Source organism: Pandoraea sputorum (genome assembly GCF_000814845.2).
Lineage (GTDB): Bacteria > Pseudomonadota > Gammaproteobacteria > Burkholderiales > Burkholderiaceae > Pandoraea > Pandoraea sputorum.
Genome location: NZ_CP010431.2, coordinates 5,495,857 through 5,512,584, shown reverse-complemented (window position 1 = coordinate 5,512,584; position 16,728 = coordinate 5,495,857). Strand labels below are relative to the sequence as shown.

Here is a 16,728-nt window from a genome sequence, read left to right as displayed (position 1 = left end):
CTCACGTCACGATGGCTTTGATCGTCCGCAGAATGATTCGCACGTCAAGCCAGACCGAGTGGCGCTGCGCGTATTCCACACAATAGCGCAGCTTCGCTGGCAGCACTTCCTCGATATATGTCCGCTCAGGATCGTCGCTTTGACCCAGAAGTGTACTTTCGTCGCGATACTCGATCGACGCCAGATCAGTAATGCCGGGTTTGACCGAGAGCACGATGTCGCGAACGTCGGACGGGTAGACGGCGACGTACTTGGGAACTTCAGGGCGTGGTCCGACAAGACTCATTGCCCCAGTGAATACGTCGATCAACTGTGCCAATTCATCGAGCTTGTATTTGCGCAAAACGTACCCTACACGGGTGATCCGTCGATCCGCGCCGACGGTAATCTGACGCGCCATGCCGGTCATATCGACCGTCATTGTCCGGAATTTGTGGATACGAAACGGTACGCCTTGCAGCCCGATTCGTTCCTGACGGAAGAACACAGGGCCTGGCGAGTCGAGCTTGACGGCCAACGCAATACCCAGCAACACGGGCGACAGCACCAGCAGGCCGGCACTGCTGCCCGCCAGATCCAGTAAGCGTTTAGCGCTGCTCATTCGGCAAGCGCCTGGCGAATCGCGCCAAGCACGCGGTCGACATCCACATCCGTCATTGCTGTGTACAGTGGCAATGACAAGGTGCGCTCGTAGACGCGCTGGCTCACCGGAAAGTCCTCGGGATTGAGGTGATACCGGTCACGCCAGTAAGGTTGCAGGTGCAACGGAATGTAGTGCACGCTGCAACCGATGCCTTGTTCGAACAGTCGCTCGATAAACGTGTCGCGCGCGACCCTCGCGTTATCGCCAAGCTGGATTACGTACAGGTGCCAGGAGTGGATGTCGCCCGGCGCGGCATGCGGCGGGCAAATGATCGGCAGATCCTTCAGGCCGGTGTCGTAGTGGTTGGCGATGGCCTGACGGCGTTCATGAAAGCGATTGGCCTTGCGCAATTGGTGAATGCCGATCGCCGATGCGATATCGGTGAGGTTGTACTTGAAGCCAGGCGCGACGATTTCGTAATACCAGCTCGGCGTCTTGGCCGTGAAGCGATCAAAGGCATCCCGGCTGATGCCGTGCAAGCGCATGATGCGCGCGCGCTTCGCAATTTCCGGATTCTGCGTGACTAGCATGCCTCCCTCGCCGGTAGTGATCGTCTTATTGGCATAGAAGCTGAAGATGGTCACGTCGGCGCCTTGCTTGCCGACCATCACGCCGGCGCTGGTAGCGGGCAAGGCATGGGCCGCGTCGTCGACAACCTTCAGCCCTTTGCGGCGGGCAAGATCGAGAATGGCGGGCATATCGGCAGCGCGACCGGCAAAGTGCACCGGCATGATGACCTTCGTGCGCGGAGTTATGGCGCGCTCAATCGCCGCCACATCGATGCACAGGGTGGTCGGGTCAATGTCCACAAACACGGGGTCGGCACCCAGGTAGCGTACGACTTCGGCCGTAGCGGTAAATGTATGCGTAGTCGTAATGACTTCGTCGCCAGGGCCGACACCCACAGCCTCCAGGGCGAGATGCAGGCCCGCCGTGGCCGAATTGACCGAGATGGCTTCGACGTCACCGCCTAGGTAGGCAGCGAAGTCGGCTTCAAATTGACGCGTCTTCGGGCCTGTGGTCACCCAGCCGGAGCGCAGTGCCTCAACCACTTCCGCAATCTCTTCTTCACCGATTTCGGGCTTGGCAAAGGGCAGGAACGATTCATTCATGATGTCTGGCTCTCGATGTTGTCTTGTTGTTGCAGCCGGCGTAGTTCCGCCAGTCGCTCAGGGTCGAAATAGGTCTCGTCGATGCCGGGTTCGTTGATGTAGGGCGTGTCGTGCTTGCGAGTGTCGCCGACGCGGCGCGCCGGGTTGCCGGCGATGACGGAGTGATCGGGGAACTCACCGCGTACGACGCTGCCCACGGCCACGACGCAGCCTTTGCCCAGGACCGCTCCGGGCAGCAGAATGGAACCGGTGCCGATAAAGCAGTAATCGCCGACCTTCACCGGCGCGCGCTCAAGTCCGAGGCGTTGCTCGGTGGGTACGTCAATATAACGCTTGCCGAGGAGGCGGATCGAGGCGTGACTGCTGTGCGAAAAAATCGCACTCAGGAATCCGAACTGGACACCTTCGCCAAGCGTGACTCCACCGCTTGCGTCAATGATCGAATAATGGCCGATCCAGCAATGATCTCCGACCCGAAATTGGTTAGCATCTAGCACCTTTACGCTCGAGCTGATGCGCGTGTAGCGCAGAAATCGCTTGTCAGGGCGGCAGTAGTATCCGTACACCATGAAGGGGCGGGTAAAGATGCCGACGACATTCATCACCAACGAGATGATGTAGCCAACCGGCGAAAGATAGAGCTGTCTCAACATGTCGGGTTCTCGACGAGGGAGGTCAAAAATTGTACATATCGATCGTGCTGGGCGCGTTGATCGAAAGCCATGGCAGCTTCGCTGGCGTTACGCCGATATTCTGCCAGCAGTTCCGGAAACTCGGTCAGCGCAACCAGCGCGTCGGCAAGCGAGCGGGCATCTCCCGCCCCGTACTGCAGACCCAAGCGGCGTTCGGTGACCTGTGTGCCGATTTCGCGCCCTAATGAGTTGACCACGGCGAGGCCACCGGCCAGGTAATCGTAGAACTTCACTGGCATCGACACCGTAGATCCTTCGAGGTATGTGCTCAGTCCGATGTCGCACTGCGTGTACAAGGCGTTCAGGCTGGCAGGTTCAAGTGTGCCGAGATATCGAGCGCGCCCTTGGCTGCGATTGCAGGCGGCCCGGAGCATTTCGCGCTGGGGGCCGTTGCCGGCAAACAGGAATCGCACCGGAAGTTGGCGCAGGCGTTCGTCTTCCATGGCGCCGATGATCGACGCGATGTCATAGTTTTCGCCCAGGGTGCCAGCGTAAATGACCCATATCTCGCCCGATACTTTCGGCGCGATGTCGAGCTGCGCGAGCACGCGAGCTGCGTCCTTGGCCGCCGTCCGCACGCTCGCTACGTCGACACCCAGGTACGACACAAGCGAAGGTTTGCCTGGGGCGGCATGCAAACCGATATTCAGGTAATCGCGGGATACGGCAACGATGCCGCGTGATGCACGCAGAGTGCGCGCGCGCCGCCAGTAGAGCGGCGCAAACACCAGTCGCTGCAACGGTCGTAGCGGCCGGGGTAGTACGAGCGTAAACAATTCCGGCCAAAGATCGAGAATGTCCGACACGATGGGTACGCCGAGTCGGCGAGCCATGGCCAGGATGAGGCCGCCAAAGAATAATGAGGGCTCGGCAAGCACGATGAGATCAGGTCGATCTTGCTGCGCACTGAGCGCTAGTGCGGCCACACCGCGTGCATACACCTGCTCGCTCTTGATGCGAGCGAGCGAGATATGCCCGGCGTAGGCCGTGGTTGGGACGATGTTGACGATTGTGCCGTCAGCGAGTTCGCGGCGCTCAAAGCGCGGTGTACGGAAGCGTTTGTCACGATGCTCGAAGTTCGAAATCCACCAGGTGACGCGGTGGCCGGCGGCGCGCAGCGCGCTCGCGAGCATGCTGCTGCGATATTCACGCCAGGCTTCATCGGGCAGAGTGCCGTAGGGATTGACGATCCACACGTTCAAGGGCTTGGCGACACGCATTTCGGCTTTCATGCAAGGCCCAGACGCGTCTCGATATCAGCGCAGATCACATGCCCGATCAAAATGTGCGCTTCCTGAATGCGTGCCGTGTCTGTTGTGACGGAGATGCAAAGCGCGTGGGTGACCATATCGAGCAGTTTGCCGCCGCTCCCGCCCAGCAGGCCGATTGTCACGATACCCATTTCGTTTGCGCATTCAACGGCCCGAACCACATTGGCAGAGTTGCCACTGGTGGAGATGGCGATCAGCACATCACCTTCACGACCGATGCCTTCCACCTGACGGGCGAACACTTCGTCATAGCCGAAGTCGTTGGCGATGCACGTGACGACGGCAGAGTCGGCACCCAGGGCGTGGGCCGCGAGCGGCCTGCGGTTGCCTTTGAGGCGGCCGACAAGTTCGCCTGCCAGATGTTGGCTGTCAGATGCAGAACCGCCATTACCGCAGAATAGAATACGCCCGCCTCTGGCGATGGCTTCAGCGCACACGCGTGCTGCCGTTTCGACATCCGAGGTAATGGCAGGAAGCGACTGGATGACCGTGAGGTGAGCCTCAACGGCTTTCGTGAAACTGGTACTCATACGGGTAGAGACTCCGTCATGGGGGGACGCTCCAACACGCTCAGGCAGCGATCCAGCACTTGAGCGACCGAGATGTCGAGCATGCAGCGGTTATGCCCTTCCGGACAGAAAGTAAAGTTGTAACAGGGAGCGCACGGCACAGCGTGGCGAATCGCCAGTGCTTGATTGTGCCAAGGCTCGATCGAGTCCGGATACTCGATGCCCGGTACGATGGACACGGTCGGACATCCCATGGCATCGCCCAGGTGCATTGATCCACCGTCATTGCCGACCAGCATATCGCAGCGTGTCAGCAGGGCAGCCGACTGAGCAATCGATGTCGCCCCCATCAAATCATAAATGCGAGTCGGATCGACGGCGCGGAGAATGGCACCGTACTCGGCGTCGGCACGCACACCGATGATCAGCAAGCGAGTTTGCGGTCGCCGTACCAGTAGTGTCTGGCAAAGTTCAGCGTACTTCTCGATCGGCCAACGCTTATGTGGCTGAATCGCACCCGGCGAGATCGCGATACATTCGGCGTCTTTCGGTATGTGCTCGGTGAACCAGCGCGTGGCCCAAGCGTACGCGTTGGGACCGGGACGCAGGTCGAATCGCAACTTGCTGTCTTCGTATTGCTGCGGCACTGGCAACTCGGACAGAAATTGCAACGGACCGTGAACGTGATGACGCAGGAGGCCTGCTGCTTTGAGCGCAGCGCGATCACCCGCGAGCGAGCCGCGGCCGCGCCACCCGGATTGCGGCACCAGACCGAGCAATGCGAACAGCAGCAGCATCTTCTTGATTCGGCCTATCCACGGTGCACACGGGTCGAGCATCAAGACCGCGCGTTCGAAGCGATAACCACGCAGCGATTTGCGGAGTGCCAAAAGATTGCCGAAACTCAGGCCCGACAGCACACGTACGTCGTCTATCAGGTGCGGCCTTGCTAGTTCCACCCAAGGCAGGCTCTTCGCGTCGCCTGCATACTGCGCCACCTTGTTGCGTTGTGTTTTGCTGGCCGACTGAGTCGTGAGCAGAACAATTTTCGCGTGCGGAAATGCCAGGCGTACCTGCTCAAGCGCAGGTGACGCCAGAATGAAGTCGCCGAGTGCGGCGGAGCGAAAGATCAGAATTGCGGGGTCTTTCATCGAATAGCGATCTAGGTCAAATGCGACAGGCGCTGCACCGCCTAAGCGGGGTTGCGTGCTGGTCTCGGCCCAGCAATCCGTAAGCGAATCCGCATGCCGACAAGGCTCAGATAGAGCAGTGCGTTGGGTAGTACAAACATGTACAGGTATTTGACGAAATAAGACGACTGTCCGCGAACTACATTGACCATCATGCAGCCAAACAGACCGAGCAACAGCAAGTTATATTCGCGGGAGTCGGACGTTGCCATACGGCGCCAGAGGCAGAGTCCGGCAATCAGCACGACGCCGTTGTATAGGAAGCCCCAGTACCCCATAAACATGAAGCCTTCTGTCAGCACGTAGAAGGCGTATCCAACCGAGCGCGTGGCCAGGTCCGGACGGAACAGGTCAGTTACCGTTTCTTGCAGGTACGGATAGCCGAGCAGAATGGCCGCATTCGATGTATTGGATTCAATGACTTCCCATGGACTTACATAGTCATAAGCCATTGCGGCGAATAGCATGTGGGCTGGCGGGTAATAGTCCTTGACCAGCAACTTGACCGACGTCGGCACCGGTGGTCCCACATCGCTGTCACTATAGCGAGTGGCTTCGATCAACAGCAGCAACGAGACGACCAAAAAACCGAAAAAAAGTGCACGCAACATGATGCGCACCGACAGCCGTGTTTGACTCATCTCCATCAATGCGAGGCCGAGAAAGCACGCGAGCACATCCGTTCGATTGCCCAGCTTGAACGTGATGAACAGGAAGAAAGCACCGCGCACGACGAACGGCAGCCACGGGGAGATATGAGGGATCAGATGTACCCGCTGCCGCGCGAGGCGGTAAAGCACGACGAGTGTACCGACATCGATCTTGACGAAGAAAATCAACAGCGCTAGCGCCGGTGCCGTCGATCGCAAGTCATCCTGCTGTGCCGAGTACCAGCTCAAGTCTGCCCCGTTAAGCACGACGAAGCCGATCATGTACGCGGACGTGGCGAGCAACCAGCCCAGGGCGAGTTTGCGCCACAGGCCGGGCATGGCTGCAGGGCGCGCGCTGAAGCGAAATGCCATTAATCCATAAAATACCGGTCGCAAAAAAACGAATGCGAGGACAAATGACACCAGCGATGCGATGATGAACAGTACACTCGGCAACCACACGTCGTCGCCGAAGTAAGCCATGATCGCCTCGGACGCCTCTGGGAAGAAGTGATATCCGAGCTGCGCGAAAATACCGTAGATGAACAGGAAGACGAAATAGAACCCGAACATCTTGTCGCGCGGATAGATATACGCCAGTCCTAGCCCAAAGAGCACGGTTTCAAACGCTAGCAGTAGCCCGTCCATGGGCATCGCCCCCCGCTTTCTTGAATAGGATCGTCACCATGGCCGCGCAGATCATCATCCAGGTGACCGAATAGGCGTTAGCCAGGCCAGTTGCCCCGTCATGCATCCACAGGGCGGACGCCGCAAAATAGAGCACGCCCCATGCCGCACCGAGCACTGCTGCCACCTTTTCGGCACCGGGCAGACAGAATAGCGCGCGCAGCGAAATGACCGATATCAGCATGCAGACCATGCCTGGCGTCATGTGCGCCAACGTCGATGCCACGTTCGCCACGTCATGTGAGCTGAAGTTACCGCGAGCAAACATCAGGCGCACCAGCAAGTCCGGTAGCACGGCCAACGGCAATGCAAACACCGTAGCGGCCGCCGCCACGATTAGCACTGTCTTGCGAAGAAAGCCCCGCAGCGCAGCGGGATCGCCATGCCGCGCGAGATCGGTGATGCGAGGCACAAGAATGGCTGAAGGACCTGCCACGGCGAGGTTGCCGATGGCGATGACTAGGCGTTGAGCGTAGCCGAGCGACGCGAGTACGCCTTCGCCCGCGCGAGGCGCCCAGTAGGCATCAACGACTGCGTAAATCGAGAAGCACGACAAAGCAACCGCAGCATAAGGGGCCGTCGCGAACAATGTTCCGACATCACGCCACAGCCAGCGGCGTGGCGCGTCGCCAGTGAACTGTCCGCGCAGGCAGGCGCCGGCGAGAAGCGCGGCTGCCACGCTGCCGAGCAGCATGCCGAGCGCAATGCTTGTCACACCAATTTGAGACGACAGCGTCGCCGTTAGGCAGATCATGCCTACGTACGGCAGCAGCCCCAGGGTTGCCGAAGATATATGGCGGCGGCGGGCGTGCAGAGTCGATAACAGATAGGCCTGAACGATTTGGCTGGCGCAGATCAGCCAACCAAGACGAACCAGCGAATTGCGCGCGGGATGTTCTCGAATGACCGAGTCGGCAGGCAGGCTCGCCAGTTGGAGGCTACCTAGGCCGATGCCCGCGATGAGAATCAGTACCGAGAAGCCACCGATGACTGCGAGACTCGTCATGAAGTAGTCGCGCTGAATATCGGCATTTCGTTCTCGCGATACCAGTTCCGGTATGGCGACATAGCTTAGAAATGCTGAAACCATGCCAGCAACGAACGTGGGCCACGAAATGGCAAACAGGTAGGTGTCAACGTCCGTTCCGGCACCGAAGCGATGCGCGAGAATTAACTGGACGATGAATCCCAGCGCGCTTCCCAGTAGCGTGATGAAAGTCACGACGATCGAAGATCGCAGCATGGCTCAGACAAGTTGCTTGAGCAGATACCCAGGGCGCTCAAGCAGTTTGCGTGCTAATTCGTACTTGTGCAGGAGGTACGGCTTGGGTTGATAGAATCCGCGGCGCGCGAAGTCGATGTCGATGCCGTTGGCCTCAAAGACTGGCACGATGTCGCGCAGCCATTTGCCTTTGACGATGCCGGTATGGACATAGTCGAGCGCGGGCCCGCCCGCTGCCTCGTCAAAGTTCAGGCAAAGGAATGTTTCGTTTCGTCGCTGGGCTCGCCACGTACCGTAAATCTCGAACATCCAACCGCTTTCTTCCGAGCGAAGGTACGAGCGCAGCGTATCCACACGCCAAAGCGCAGCTTGCGTGGAAATACGATAGCGCGCCCTCTGGCGAATTGCCTGCATGCCGGGAGCGGCAGGGTATGGGTCGTATGGGCCGAGGCTACCATGACGCGTGAGAGCAACATGCTTCACGTCAGCGTGTTCCATCATGAACGAAACGGCCTCGCGAATGCGAGCGTTGTCAGCCGGTTTATCCAGGAAGTAGTCTTCCTGGAAATACATCACCAGCGGCGTTTGCACCTGATCGAGCGCGCGCAGCAAGCACTCGCTCCAGCTCAACCGGCCCTCGTCAGCACGTTGCACCTGCGTGCATCTCACCGGCAAATCCGAGAACACGGCAGACTTACGTTCCGTGTTGAGCAGAATGGGGGCATCGCAGGCAGGCCAGTAGCGTTTTAGTAACGTGAAGAATGGCTGCCAGCAATCGTCGAATCCGTCCGAGGAGTTGACGAGGATGGTGTAGGGTTGATTCACGCGTCAGTTCTCCTGGCTCACCGACACGTTAAAGCCATGCGAGCGAAGCACGGCGTGCTGCTTTGCCTTGGACAAGTCGGCGGCGACCATCTCACGACACATTTCCTGTACGGTGATCTCCGGTACCCAGCCGAGCTTCTCGCGTGCCTTGCTCGGGTCTCCAAGCAGGGTCTCCACTTCCGTCGGACGAAAGTAGCGAGGGTCAACACGAACCACGATGTCGCCCACCTTGACGCCAGGCGCATCGCTACCCGAGATGGCTGTGACCTTCGCGGTCTCTTCCACCCCTTCGCCGCTGAATTCCAGGGTGATGCCCAACTCTGCGGCCGACCATTGAATGAATTCACGCACGCTGAACTGCACACCGCTTGCGATGACGAAATCTTCCGCCTGCGCCTGCTGCAGCATCATCCACTGCATGCGCACATAGTCCTTGGCATGGCCCCAGTCGCGAAGCGCATCCAGATTGCCCATGTACAGGCAACTGTCCAATCCCTGCGCGATATTTGCAAGACCACGTGTAATCTTGCGCGTCACGAATGTCTCGCCGCGGCGCGGGCTTTCGTGATTGAACAAGATCCCGTTGCAGGCGTAGATGCCATACGCCTCACGGTAGTTGACCGTGATCCAGTAGGCGTACATTTTTGCAACGGCATACGGGCTACGCGGATAGAACGGCGTGGTCTCGCGTTGAGGAATTTCCTGAACGAGTCCATACAGCTCGCTCGTGCTTGCCTGATAGAAGCGAGTCTTCTTTTCTAAGTTCAGAATGCGAATGGCTTCAAGAATTCGCAGCGTCCCGATGGCATCGATGTCCGCCGTGTATTCCGGACTCTCGAAGCTGACGGCGACATGGCTTTGTGCGCCAAGGTTATAGATCTCGTCGGGCTGCGTTTCCTGGATGATACGGATCAGGTTGCTCGTATCTGACAGATCGCCGTAGTGCAACACGAAGTTGCGATGATCGATGTGAGGGTCCTGATACAGGTGGTCAATACGCTCCGTATTGAATTGGGAAGCGCGACGCTTGATGCCATGTACGACGTAACCCTTATCAAGCAGGAGTTCGGCCAGATAAGAGCCGTCCTGGCCGGTAATGCCGGTAATGAGCGCGACTTTGCGTTGAATTTCTTGCATGACGAGAACGAGTGCCTGGTTATGTGTCTGGGCTATGCTGAGGCCTTAGTTGGCCTTGGCGCCAACGTACGCGTGTCGCACGAAGTCGTCGTAGGCGAGGCGCAAGCCGTCAGCGAGGGAGACTTTCGGCCGCCAGCCAAGCGAGGTGAGACGCGCGCTGTCCATGAGCTTGCGGGGAGTGCCGTCGGGCTTGCTCGTGTCGTAGACGATTTCGCCGCGATAGCCCACGACATCACTGACGGCTTGTGCCAGCGCCGCGATGGTCAGGTCGTCTCCCCAGCCCACATTGAGGTGGCTTTGCATGGGCGAAGTGTGGAGACCGTAGGTTGCGCGATCGAGGTTCATGACGTGAACCGAAGCAGATGCCATGTCATCGACATAAAGGAACTCGCGGCGCGGCGTACCCGTGCCCCAGATGGCGACCGAGGGTGCGTTATTTTCGCGCGCCTCATGGAAACGCCGCAGCATGGCCGGAATGACGTGGCTATTTTCCGGATGATAGTTGTCGCCCGGACCATACAGGTTAGTCGGCATGACGCTGCGGTAGTCGACGCCATGCGAAGCGTTGTACTGTCGATTGTAGCTCTCACAGAGCTTGATGCCCGCAATCTTGGCGATCGCGTAGGGTTCATTGGTGGGCTCCAACGCACCCGTCAGCAGAGCTGACTCCGTCATCGGTTGCGGTGCGAGTTTCGGATAGATGCAGCTTGACCCCAGCAGCAGTAGTTGTTTGACGCCCGCCTTGAAAGCTTCGTGAATGACGTTAGCCTCGATCATCAAATTGTCGTAGATGAAATCGGCCGGATACGTGTTGTTGGCGTGGATGCCACCGACTCGGGCCGCCGCCAGATATACCTGGTCGGGCCGCTCGGTTTGCATGAAAGCGCGCACCGCCGCCTGATCCGTGAGATCGAGCTCTGCGTGAGTGCGTTTCACGATGTTGTCCTGGCCCTGTGCTTGAAGGGCTCGAACAATGGCCGAACCCACCATGCCTCGGTGGCCGGCCACATAAATCTTGGGATTAACGCTCATTTAGTTCTTCTCCGTGGTCCGACCGTAGGTGTCTTCCAGGCGGACGATATCGTCTTCACCCAGATACGACCCCGATTGAACCTCGATCATTTCCAGGTGCGTCTTACCAGGATTGTGCAGGCGATGAATTTCGCCGATGGGGATGTAAGTAGACTGGTTTTCCGTCAGCAGGAATGTTGCCTCGCCGCGGGTCACTTCGGCCGTACCGTTAACAACGATCCAATGCTCCGCACGGTGATGGTGTTTTTGCAGGCTCAGGCTGGCGCCAGGCTTGACGCATATGCGCTTGACCTGAAATCGCTCGCCGGCGTCGACCGAGTCGTACCAGCCCCACGGGCGCGCGACTTTACGGTGCAACGCCACGTGCGGACGTCCCTTGCGATCAAGCTCTGCGACCACGTGCTTGACCTGTTCGACATGCTCGCGTGTGGTCACGAGGACGGCGTCCGGCGTGTCGACGATCAACATGTCTTGCGTACCCAGTGCGACCACCGGCCTGCATGGCGCGTGAATAAACGTATTGCTTGCATTGATGGCGTGGCCGTCACCGTCGATTCGGTTGCCGGCGTCATCAGCGGGCGTGAGGTCGGCCACAGCATTCCAGCTGCCGACATCGCTCCATGCGCCTTTGAAGGGAGCGACGCGCACGTTGGCGTGCCGTTCCATGACGGCGTAGTCGAAGCTCTCGGAGCGGCACGCGAGGAACGCTTCGCGCTCAGGGCGGACGAACTGCCTGTCGTAGGACGCGTTGGCCATCGTCTCGCGGCATTGCACGAGAATGTCGTCGGCATGTTCGTGCATCGCGACGATCAGCGCTTTTGCGCGGCATAGGAAGATACCCGCGTTCCAAAGCACATTGCCTTGGCTGATGAGCTCGTGGGCGCGCTGAAATACAGGTTTTTCGATAAAGCGAGAGACAGGGTAGAGGGCTTGAGCGTGCTCTCGCGCGTCCATTTCGATGTAGCCGTAGGCCGTGCTCGGGAATGTCGGCACAACGCCGAAGGTGACGATCGTGTCGTCAGTCAACGCTTGCGTCGCTTCGCGAACCATAGCGGTGAAGGCGTCTGCGTCCGGGATGTAGTGGTCGGCGGGACAAAAGAGCAACGTGGCATCGGGCGCCGCATTGACGGCGGCCAGGGTCATGGCTGCTGCCGTATTGCGGGCGGCTGGTTCGAGCAGGACCGTGCCCGCAACACCGCTTTGCTCAAGCGCTTCGGCAACCAGGAACCGGTGATCCTCAGCTGCTACGCATACGACATTCGACGAGATTTGTACGCCATTCAGCCCACGCAGGCGTTCGAGCGTCAGGCGCAACAGGCTCTTGTTGCCAACGAGGGGAATAAACTGCTTTGGGAACAGCTTGCGAGACAGGGGCCACAGGCGCGTTCCGGCGCCGCCGCAAAGCACAACGGGCGTGATGTGAGATTTGATCAGATTGTCTGCGTCCAACGTCACAATGCGGTATCCAAGATTTAGGAGCAGAGGCCAACTAAAGAATGCTGGCGGTCCGCGGGGCAGGTGTAGTCAACGCGCAAGCAACGCTATGACGAGATGCGTGGTGCGGAGGCGACGCCTGCCGGCGCCGGATTTTATCAAAGCTCTCGGGGAATAGTTCGGAATAGTGGTGTGGATTGGAAGTTCCCGGCACCTTACGCCGACGAACCTATAGCATGACCTCTCGTGGGCCTTGAACGCAAAGAGTGTAACATTTTCGAACCAATTTTCCCGTGGTGGGAGCTGGCGCGCTACAATTGCCGGACCGACAAGCCGCACATTACGCTGTAATGGCGCTGCTGATAAGCCGATGCTTTCCAATCCGCTCACTTGGCGCTTCGCACATTGTCGAGCGGTGGCCTGTATTCTTCTAGACCAGAATTCAATCGGCTAACTTCATCGAAAAATAAAACTCGTTTCCTTTTTCAAATCGAAAATTTGAGTGTTGAATTTGATTTGGTGTTATCGAGCTCCTTACCGATTTGAGTAGCGTAATTGCGCTGCCATTGCGAGCGGTTTCCCAAATTTGAATTTGATTATTACTCTGCGATTTTCGATAGCGAAAACGGAGAATCTGAGGGCATCATGCTCCGCAACATCGTCAATTTGCCCCGTACGGCGAAAATTTCGCTAATGGTCTTGGCGGACCTCCTCTTGCTGCCCCTATCCCTGTGGACCGCGATCGGCCTGCGACTGGATTATTGGAACTTCCCGCAATTGCATGCCTGGTGGGTTTATCTCCTCCCTCCGTTGCTCGCAATTCCGCTGTTCATCCGACTCGGCTTTTATCGAGCGGTGGTCCGATATATGGGCAATCGGGCGACGGTTATGGTGGTGCTGACCGTCACCATTTCGGTTTGCATGTTCGCGGGTTTGCTCGCCATGCTCGTGCTGCCTCCCGTACCTCGCGGTGCCCTCGCAATATATTGGCTCATCGCAATCGTTTATATCCTGACGAGCCGCTTTCTTGCGCGAGCTATGCTCCAACACGTGAGTGCGCGAGATCCGTCGTCGCGCAAGCGGGCCGTCATTATTTACGGGGCGGGCAGGGCCGGATGTCAGCTCGCGGTGGCGTTGCGCGCGGGCGTGGAATATCACCCGGTGGCGTTCGTGGACGACAATCCGGCGTTGCACGACCTTGAAATTCTCGGTTTGAAGGTCCGAAATCCAGCCCATTTGCCGAAGCTGATCGAGCGATACAAGTTGCGCCAGGTGCTGTTGGCGATTCCGTCAGCCACGCGCGCCCGCCGACTGGCGATCATCAATGCCCTAGAGGCACTGAAGGTTGAGGTGCGCGCCATCCCGGGCATGGCCGATCTGGTTGGCGGGGCGGTGCAGGCCACGGATGTGCGGGAAATCGATATCGACGATTTGTTGGGGCGCGATATCGTACCGCCTAATCAGTCATTGCTAGAGGCTAACCTGAACGGCAAGCATGTCATGGTTACAGGTGCAGGCGGCTCGATCGGTTCGGAATTGTGTCGCCAAATCGTGCTGATTCGACCCAAAACGCTTGTTCTATACGAAATCTCGGAATTTGCGCTTTACTCAATCTCCCAGGAACTGGACGAGATTGTTAATCAACGCAATTTGAGTGTGACGATCATACCTGTGCTGGGTTCGGTGCAGAACGAGGTTCGCTTGCGCGACATCATGAAGTTGCACTGTGTGCAGACCGTCTACCACGCTGCGGCGTACAAGCACGTTCCCTTGGTCGAGTTCAATGTGACCGAGGGCGTTCTTAACAATACGTTCGGTACGCGTGCTGCAGCGCAAGCGGCGATTGCGGCCGGTGTCGAGACGTTTGTACTCATTTCGACCGATAAGGCGGTACGTCCGACCAACGTAATGGGGGCGAGCAAGCGTTTTGCGGAATTGGTGCTGCAGGCGCTCGCCAATGATCCGGCGGTCAAGACGCGGTTTTGCATGGTGCGTTTCGGCAACGTGCTTGGTTCGTCCGGGTCGGTGGTGCCGCTGTTTCGTAAGCAAATTCTGGCCGGTGGTCCTGTTACGGTGACGCATCCGGAGATCATTCGGTACTTCATGACCATTCCTGAAGCCGCGCAGTTGGTGATTCAGGCTGGTGCGATGGGGGCGTCCGGGGAAGTTTTCGTCCTGGATATGGGGGAGCCCGTGCGGATCGTGGATCTGGCTCGGCGGATGATTCACCTCTCCGGCTTTTCAGTGAAGGATGACGGGAATGACGACGGCGATATCGCCATAGAGTTCTCCGGCTTGCGCCCGGGCGAGAAGCTCTACGAAGAGCTGCTTATCGGCAGTGACGTAACCGGTACCCGGCACGCGAAAATCATGATGGCCAGCGAACATTTCCTAGCGCGCGGAGAGCTGGCTAGCGTGCTGACGATTCTGGAAGACGCCTGTGCCAACAATCGTCACGACGTCATCATCAATACGTTGCGTAACTGCGTGTCCGGCTTCAATCCGGAGTCCGAGATCCGCGACCATCTCTACGAAATGCGCCGCCCCGCAGTGCAGCGCGTGCTCTGAACCATTTGTCTGGGTTGGGTCGGCCGGAAAGTCAACGACGAGCGCAAGCAATCTTGACTCTGTCTGGCTAACGTCTAATTTTGAATAGAGTTGCCGCGGACGGACTGCGGTGGGGGGATGAACCCTCGTTCGTCGTGCGAGCGAGCGCACACCGGTGAAAACTAGACGATAGCAGAGGAGGCCGCGATGAATCTTGTCGTCGCCGCGCCCGGATGGCGCGTGTCTGGCATGTATTCGAAGCCATGGCCCTGCCCATCCTCCTGATCGTCGTTGTCGCTGCGGCGCTCGCGTTTCATTTCTGGAGTCCGTGGTGGCAGACCCCGCTGGCGTCGAACTGGCACCAGATGGACGACACCCTCACCCTTACGCTGGTGATCACCGGCGTAGCCTTCGTCGTGATCAATCTTTTCGTTGCATGGGCGATTTTTCGCTACCGTCATCGCGACGGGCACCGTGCCGCGTATCAGCCTCATAACCGACGTCTCGAATTCTGGCTGATCGGCATTACGACGGTCGGCATCGTCGCGATGCTCGCGCCGGGCCTGTTTGTCTACGCGAAGCTGATCGACGCTCCGAAGGACGCCCATGTCGTCGAAGTCGTTGGCCAGCAATGGCAGTGGCGCTTCCGTCTCCCGGGGCCGGACGGACGGCTCGGCACGTCGGATCCCAGCTACGTCACCGCCGACAATCCGCTAGGCCTGAATCCCAAGGATCCGGCGAATCAGGACAATCGCATCGTCGACGCGCCCGAACTGCACCTGCTCGTCGGCCAGCCAGTGAAATTGCTGCTGCGCGCAAAAGACGTGCTGCACGACTTCTACGTTCCACCGTTTCGCACGCGCATGAACATGGTCCCGGGCATGGTCACACAGATGTGGCTTACCCCGACCCGCACCGGACGCTTCGACATCCTCTGTGCCCAGCTATGCGGCGTGGGTCACGCCAACATGCGCGGCGTGGTCGTCGTGGACGACAAGCCCGCCTACGACGCCTGGGTGGCCAAACTCCCCACCTTTGCTGCACTGCAAACGCAGCACGCCGGGGCGAGCGCGCTGAACCCGCTCGCCGCGAAGGGGAAGTTGCTGGCGCAAGCCAAAGGATGCGCCGGTTGCCATTCGGTGGATGGTTCGGCAGGCGTCGGGCCGACCTGGCACGGGCTTTACGGAAAGACGGAGACGTTTCAGGACGGCAGTTCTGCGCACGTCGACGACGCCTATCTCACCGAGTTCATCCGCAACCCGACGGCACGCGTGCCCAAGGGCTTCGCCCCGATCATGCCTAAACTGGAGCTAAGCGACGACGATCTGAAGGCGCTCATCGCCTACATCCGGACGCTGGGCGCCCAACCGGCGACGCAGCCCGGGGCGCCAGCGCCGTCCACGTCGCCCCCGTCGACCACGTCGTCCGCTTCATCCGACACACCTCATTCGTCCGCCATGCTCAAACCTGTCCGGCATCTCGCTATTCCACTCACTGCCGTTGCGTTGGCGGCCACCGCTGCCCCCGCACAGTCTTCGCCCCGAACCGACGCGCCCGCGATGCAACTCGCCCAGAACACGCTTCAGTCGCCGCGCCCGCCGGTGCAATACGGTCCGCTGACGCCGTCCGCACCGGGCAATCAGACGAATCAGGGAACACAACCGCCGTCCCAGCCTGCACGCCGCCAGGGGGGGACGCCGGGACTGCCGTTGCAGAACGATCCGAACACGTACGCCCCGCCGCTGGCGATCCCGCCGCGGCAGTCCACCGGTCCGCA

13 protein-coding genes and 1 pseudogene are annotated in these 16,728 nt (G+C 59.0%); 2 read left to right on the top strand and 12 right to left on the bottom strand.

The genetic code is table 11. From position 1 onward, the window contains the following. Nucleotide 1: 1 nt before the first annotated feature. From NA29_RS24440 to NA29_RS24385, 12 genes are read right to left on the bottom strand one after another with little or no spacing between them, the layout of a single operon-like run. Nucleotides 2-601, bottom strand: coding sequence for a sugar transferase (locus NA29_RS24440; RefSeq protein WP_039393890.1), 600 nt, complete (start codon nucleotides 599-601; stop codon nucleotides 2-4). Further along, complete coding sequence (locus NA29_RS24435; protein WP_039393888.1) at nucleotides 598-1,755, bottom strand: DegT/DnrJ/EryC1/StrS family aminotransferase; 1,158 nt, start codon at nucleotides 1,753-1,755, stop codon at nucleotides 598-600. The genes NA29_RS24440 and NA29_RS24435 overlap by 4 nt, the downstream gene beginning before the upstream one ends. Continuing rightward, nucleotides 1,752-2,408 carry an acyltransferase gene (locus NA29_RS24430; RefSeq protein ID WP_039393886.1) on the bottom strand — a complete coding sequence of 219 codons (657 nt, stop codon included), beginning with the start codon at nucleotides 2,406-2,408 and terminating at the stop codon, nucleotides 1,752-1,754. Before NA29_RS24430 ends, NA29_RS24435 begins: the two co-directional genes overlap by 4 nt. Beyond that, nucleotides 2,402-3,679, bottom strand: coding sequence for a glycosyltransferase (locus NA29_RS24425; protein WP_224786923.1), 1,278 nt, complete (start codon nucleotides 3,677-3,679; stop codon nucleotides 2,402-2,404). Before NA29_RS24425 ends, NA29_RS24430 begins: the two co-directional genes overlap by 7 nt. Further along, complete coding sequence (locus NA29_RS24420) at nucleotides 3,676-4,248, bottom strand: D-sedoheptulose-7-phosphate isomerase (RefSeq protein WP_039393885.1); 573 nt, start codon at nucleotides 4,246-4,248, stop codon at nucleotides 3,676-3,678. Before NA29_RS24420 ends, NA29_RS24425 begins: the two co-directional genes overlap by 4 nt. Continuing rightward, nucleotides 4,245-5,378 (bottom strand): glycosyltransferase family 9 protein, encoded by a 1,134-nt coding sequence (locus tag NA29_RS24415; RefSeq protein ID WP_039393883.1) that lies wholly within the window; start codon nucleotides 5,376-5,378, stop codon nucleotides 4,245-4,247. The genes NA29_RS24420 and NA29_RS24415 overlap by 4 nt, the downstream gene beginning before the upstream one ends. Nucleotides 5,379-5,419: 41 nt before the next feature. After that, nucleotides 5,420-6,715 (bottom strand): hypothetical protein, encoded by a 1,296-nt coding sequence (locus tag NA29_RS24410; RefSeq protein ID WP_039393880.1) that lies wholly within the window; start codon nucleotides 6,713-6,715, stop codon nucleotides 5,420-5,422. Beyond that, nucleotides 6,690-7,997, bottom strand: a complete 1,308-nt coding sequence (locus tag NA29_RS24405; RefSeq protein ID WP_039393878.1) for a lipid II flippase MurJ — start codon at nucleotides 7,995-7,997, stop codon at nucleotides 6,690-6,692. Before NA29_RS24405 ends, NA29_RS24410 begins: the two co-directional genes overlap by 26 nt. A 3-nt stretch (nucleotides 7,998-8,000) precedes the next feature. Continuing rightward, entirely contained in the window at nucleotides 8,001-8,801 is an 801-nt protein-coding gene (locus NA29_RS24400; protein WP_039393876.1) for a hypothetical protein, read from the bottom strand. 3 nt (nucleotides 8,802-8,804) lie between these two features. Beyond that, nucleotides 8,805-9,938: a GDP-mannose 4,6-dehydratase gene (gene gmd, locus NA29_RS24395; protein ID WP_039393873.1), complete on the bottom strand. Its 1,134-nt coding sequence runs from the start codon at nucleotides 9,936-9,938 to the stop codon at nucleotides 8,805-8,807. Between the two features lie 45 nt (nucleotides 9,939-9,983). Continuing rightward, nucleotides 9,984-10,970: a GDP-L-fucose synthase gene (gene fcl / locus NA29_RS24390; protein WP_039393870.1), complete on the bottom strand. Its 987-nt coding sequence runs from the start codon at nucleotides 10,968-10,970 to the stop codon at nucleotides 9,984-9,986. Beyond that, the gene (locus NA29_RS24385) at nucleotides 10,971-12,425 is read right to left on the bottom strand and encodes a mannose-1-phosphate guanylyltransferase/mannose-6-phosphate isomerase (protein ID WP_224786924.1); all 1,455 of its coding nucleotides are present in this window, start codon (nucleotides 12,423-12,425) and stop codon (nucleotides 10,971-10,973) included. A gap of 624 nt (nucleotides 12,426-13,049) precedes the next feature. On the opposite strand from NA29_RS24385, the gene NA29_RS24380 reads away from it, so the two are divergent. Both NA29_RS24380 and NA29_RS24375 read left to right on the top strand, forming a co-directional pair. Beyond that, complete coding sequence (locus NA29_RS24380; protein WP_052252364.1) at nucleotides 13,050-14,972, top strand: polysaccharide biosynthesis protein; 1,923 nt, start codon at nucleotides 13,050-13,052, stop codon at nucleotides 14,970-14,972. 242 nt (nucleotides 14,973-15,214) lie between these two features. After that, nucleotides 15,215-16,342: pseudogene (locus tag NA29_RS24375) on the top strand (cytochrome c oxidase subunit II); the annotation flags it as partial. Nucleotides 16,343-16,728 lie beyond the last annotated feature (386 nt).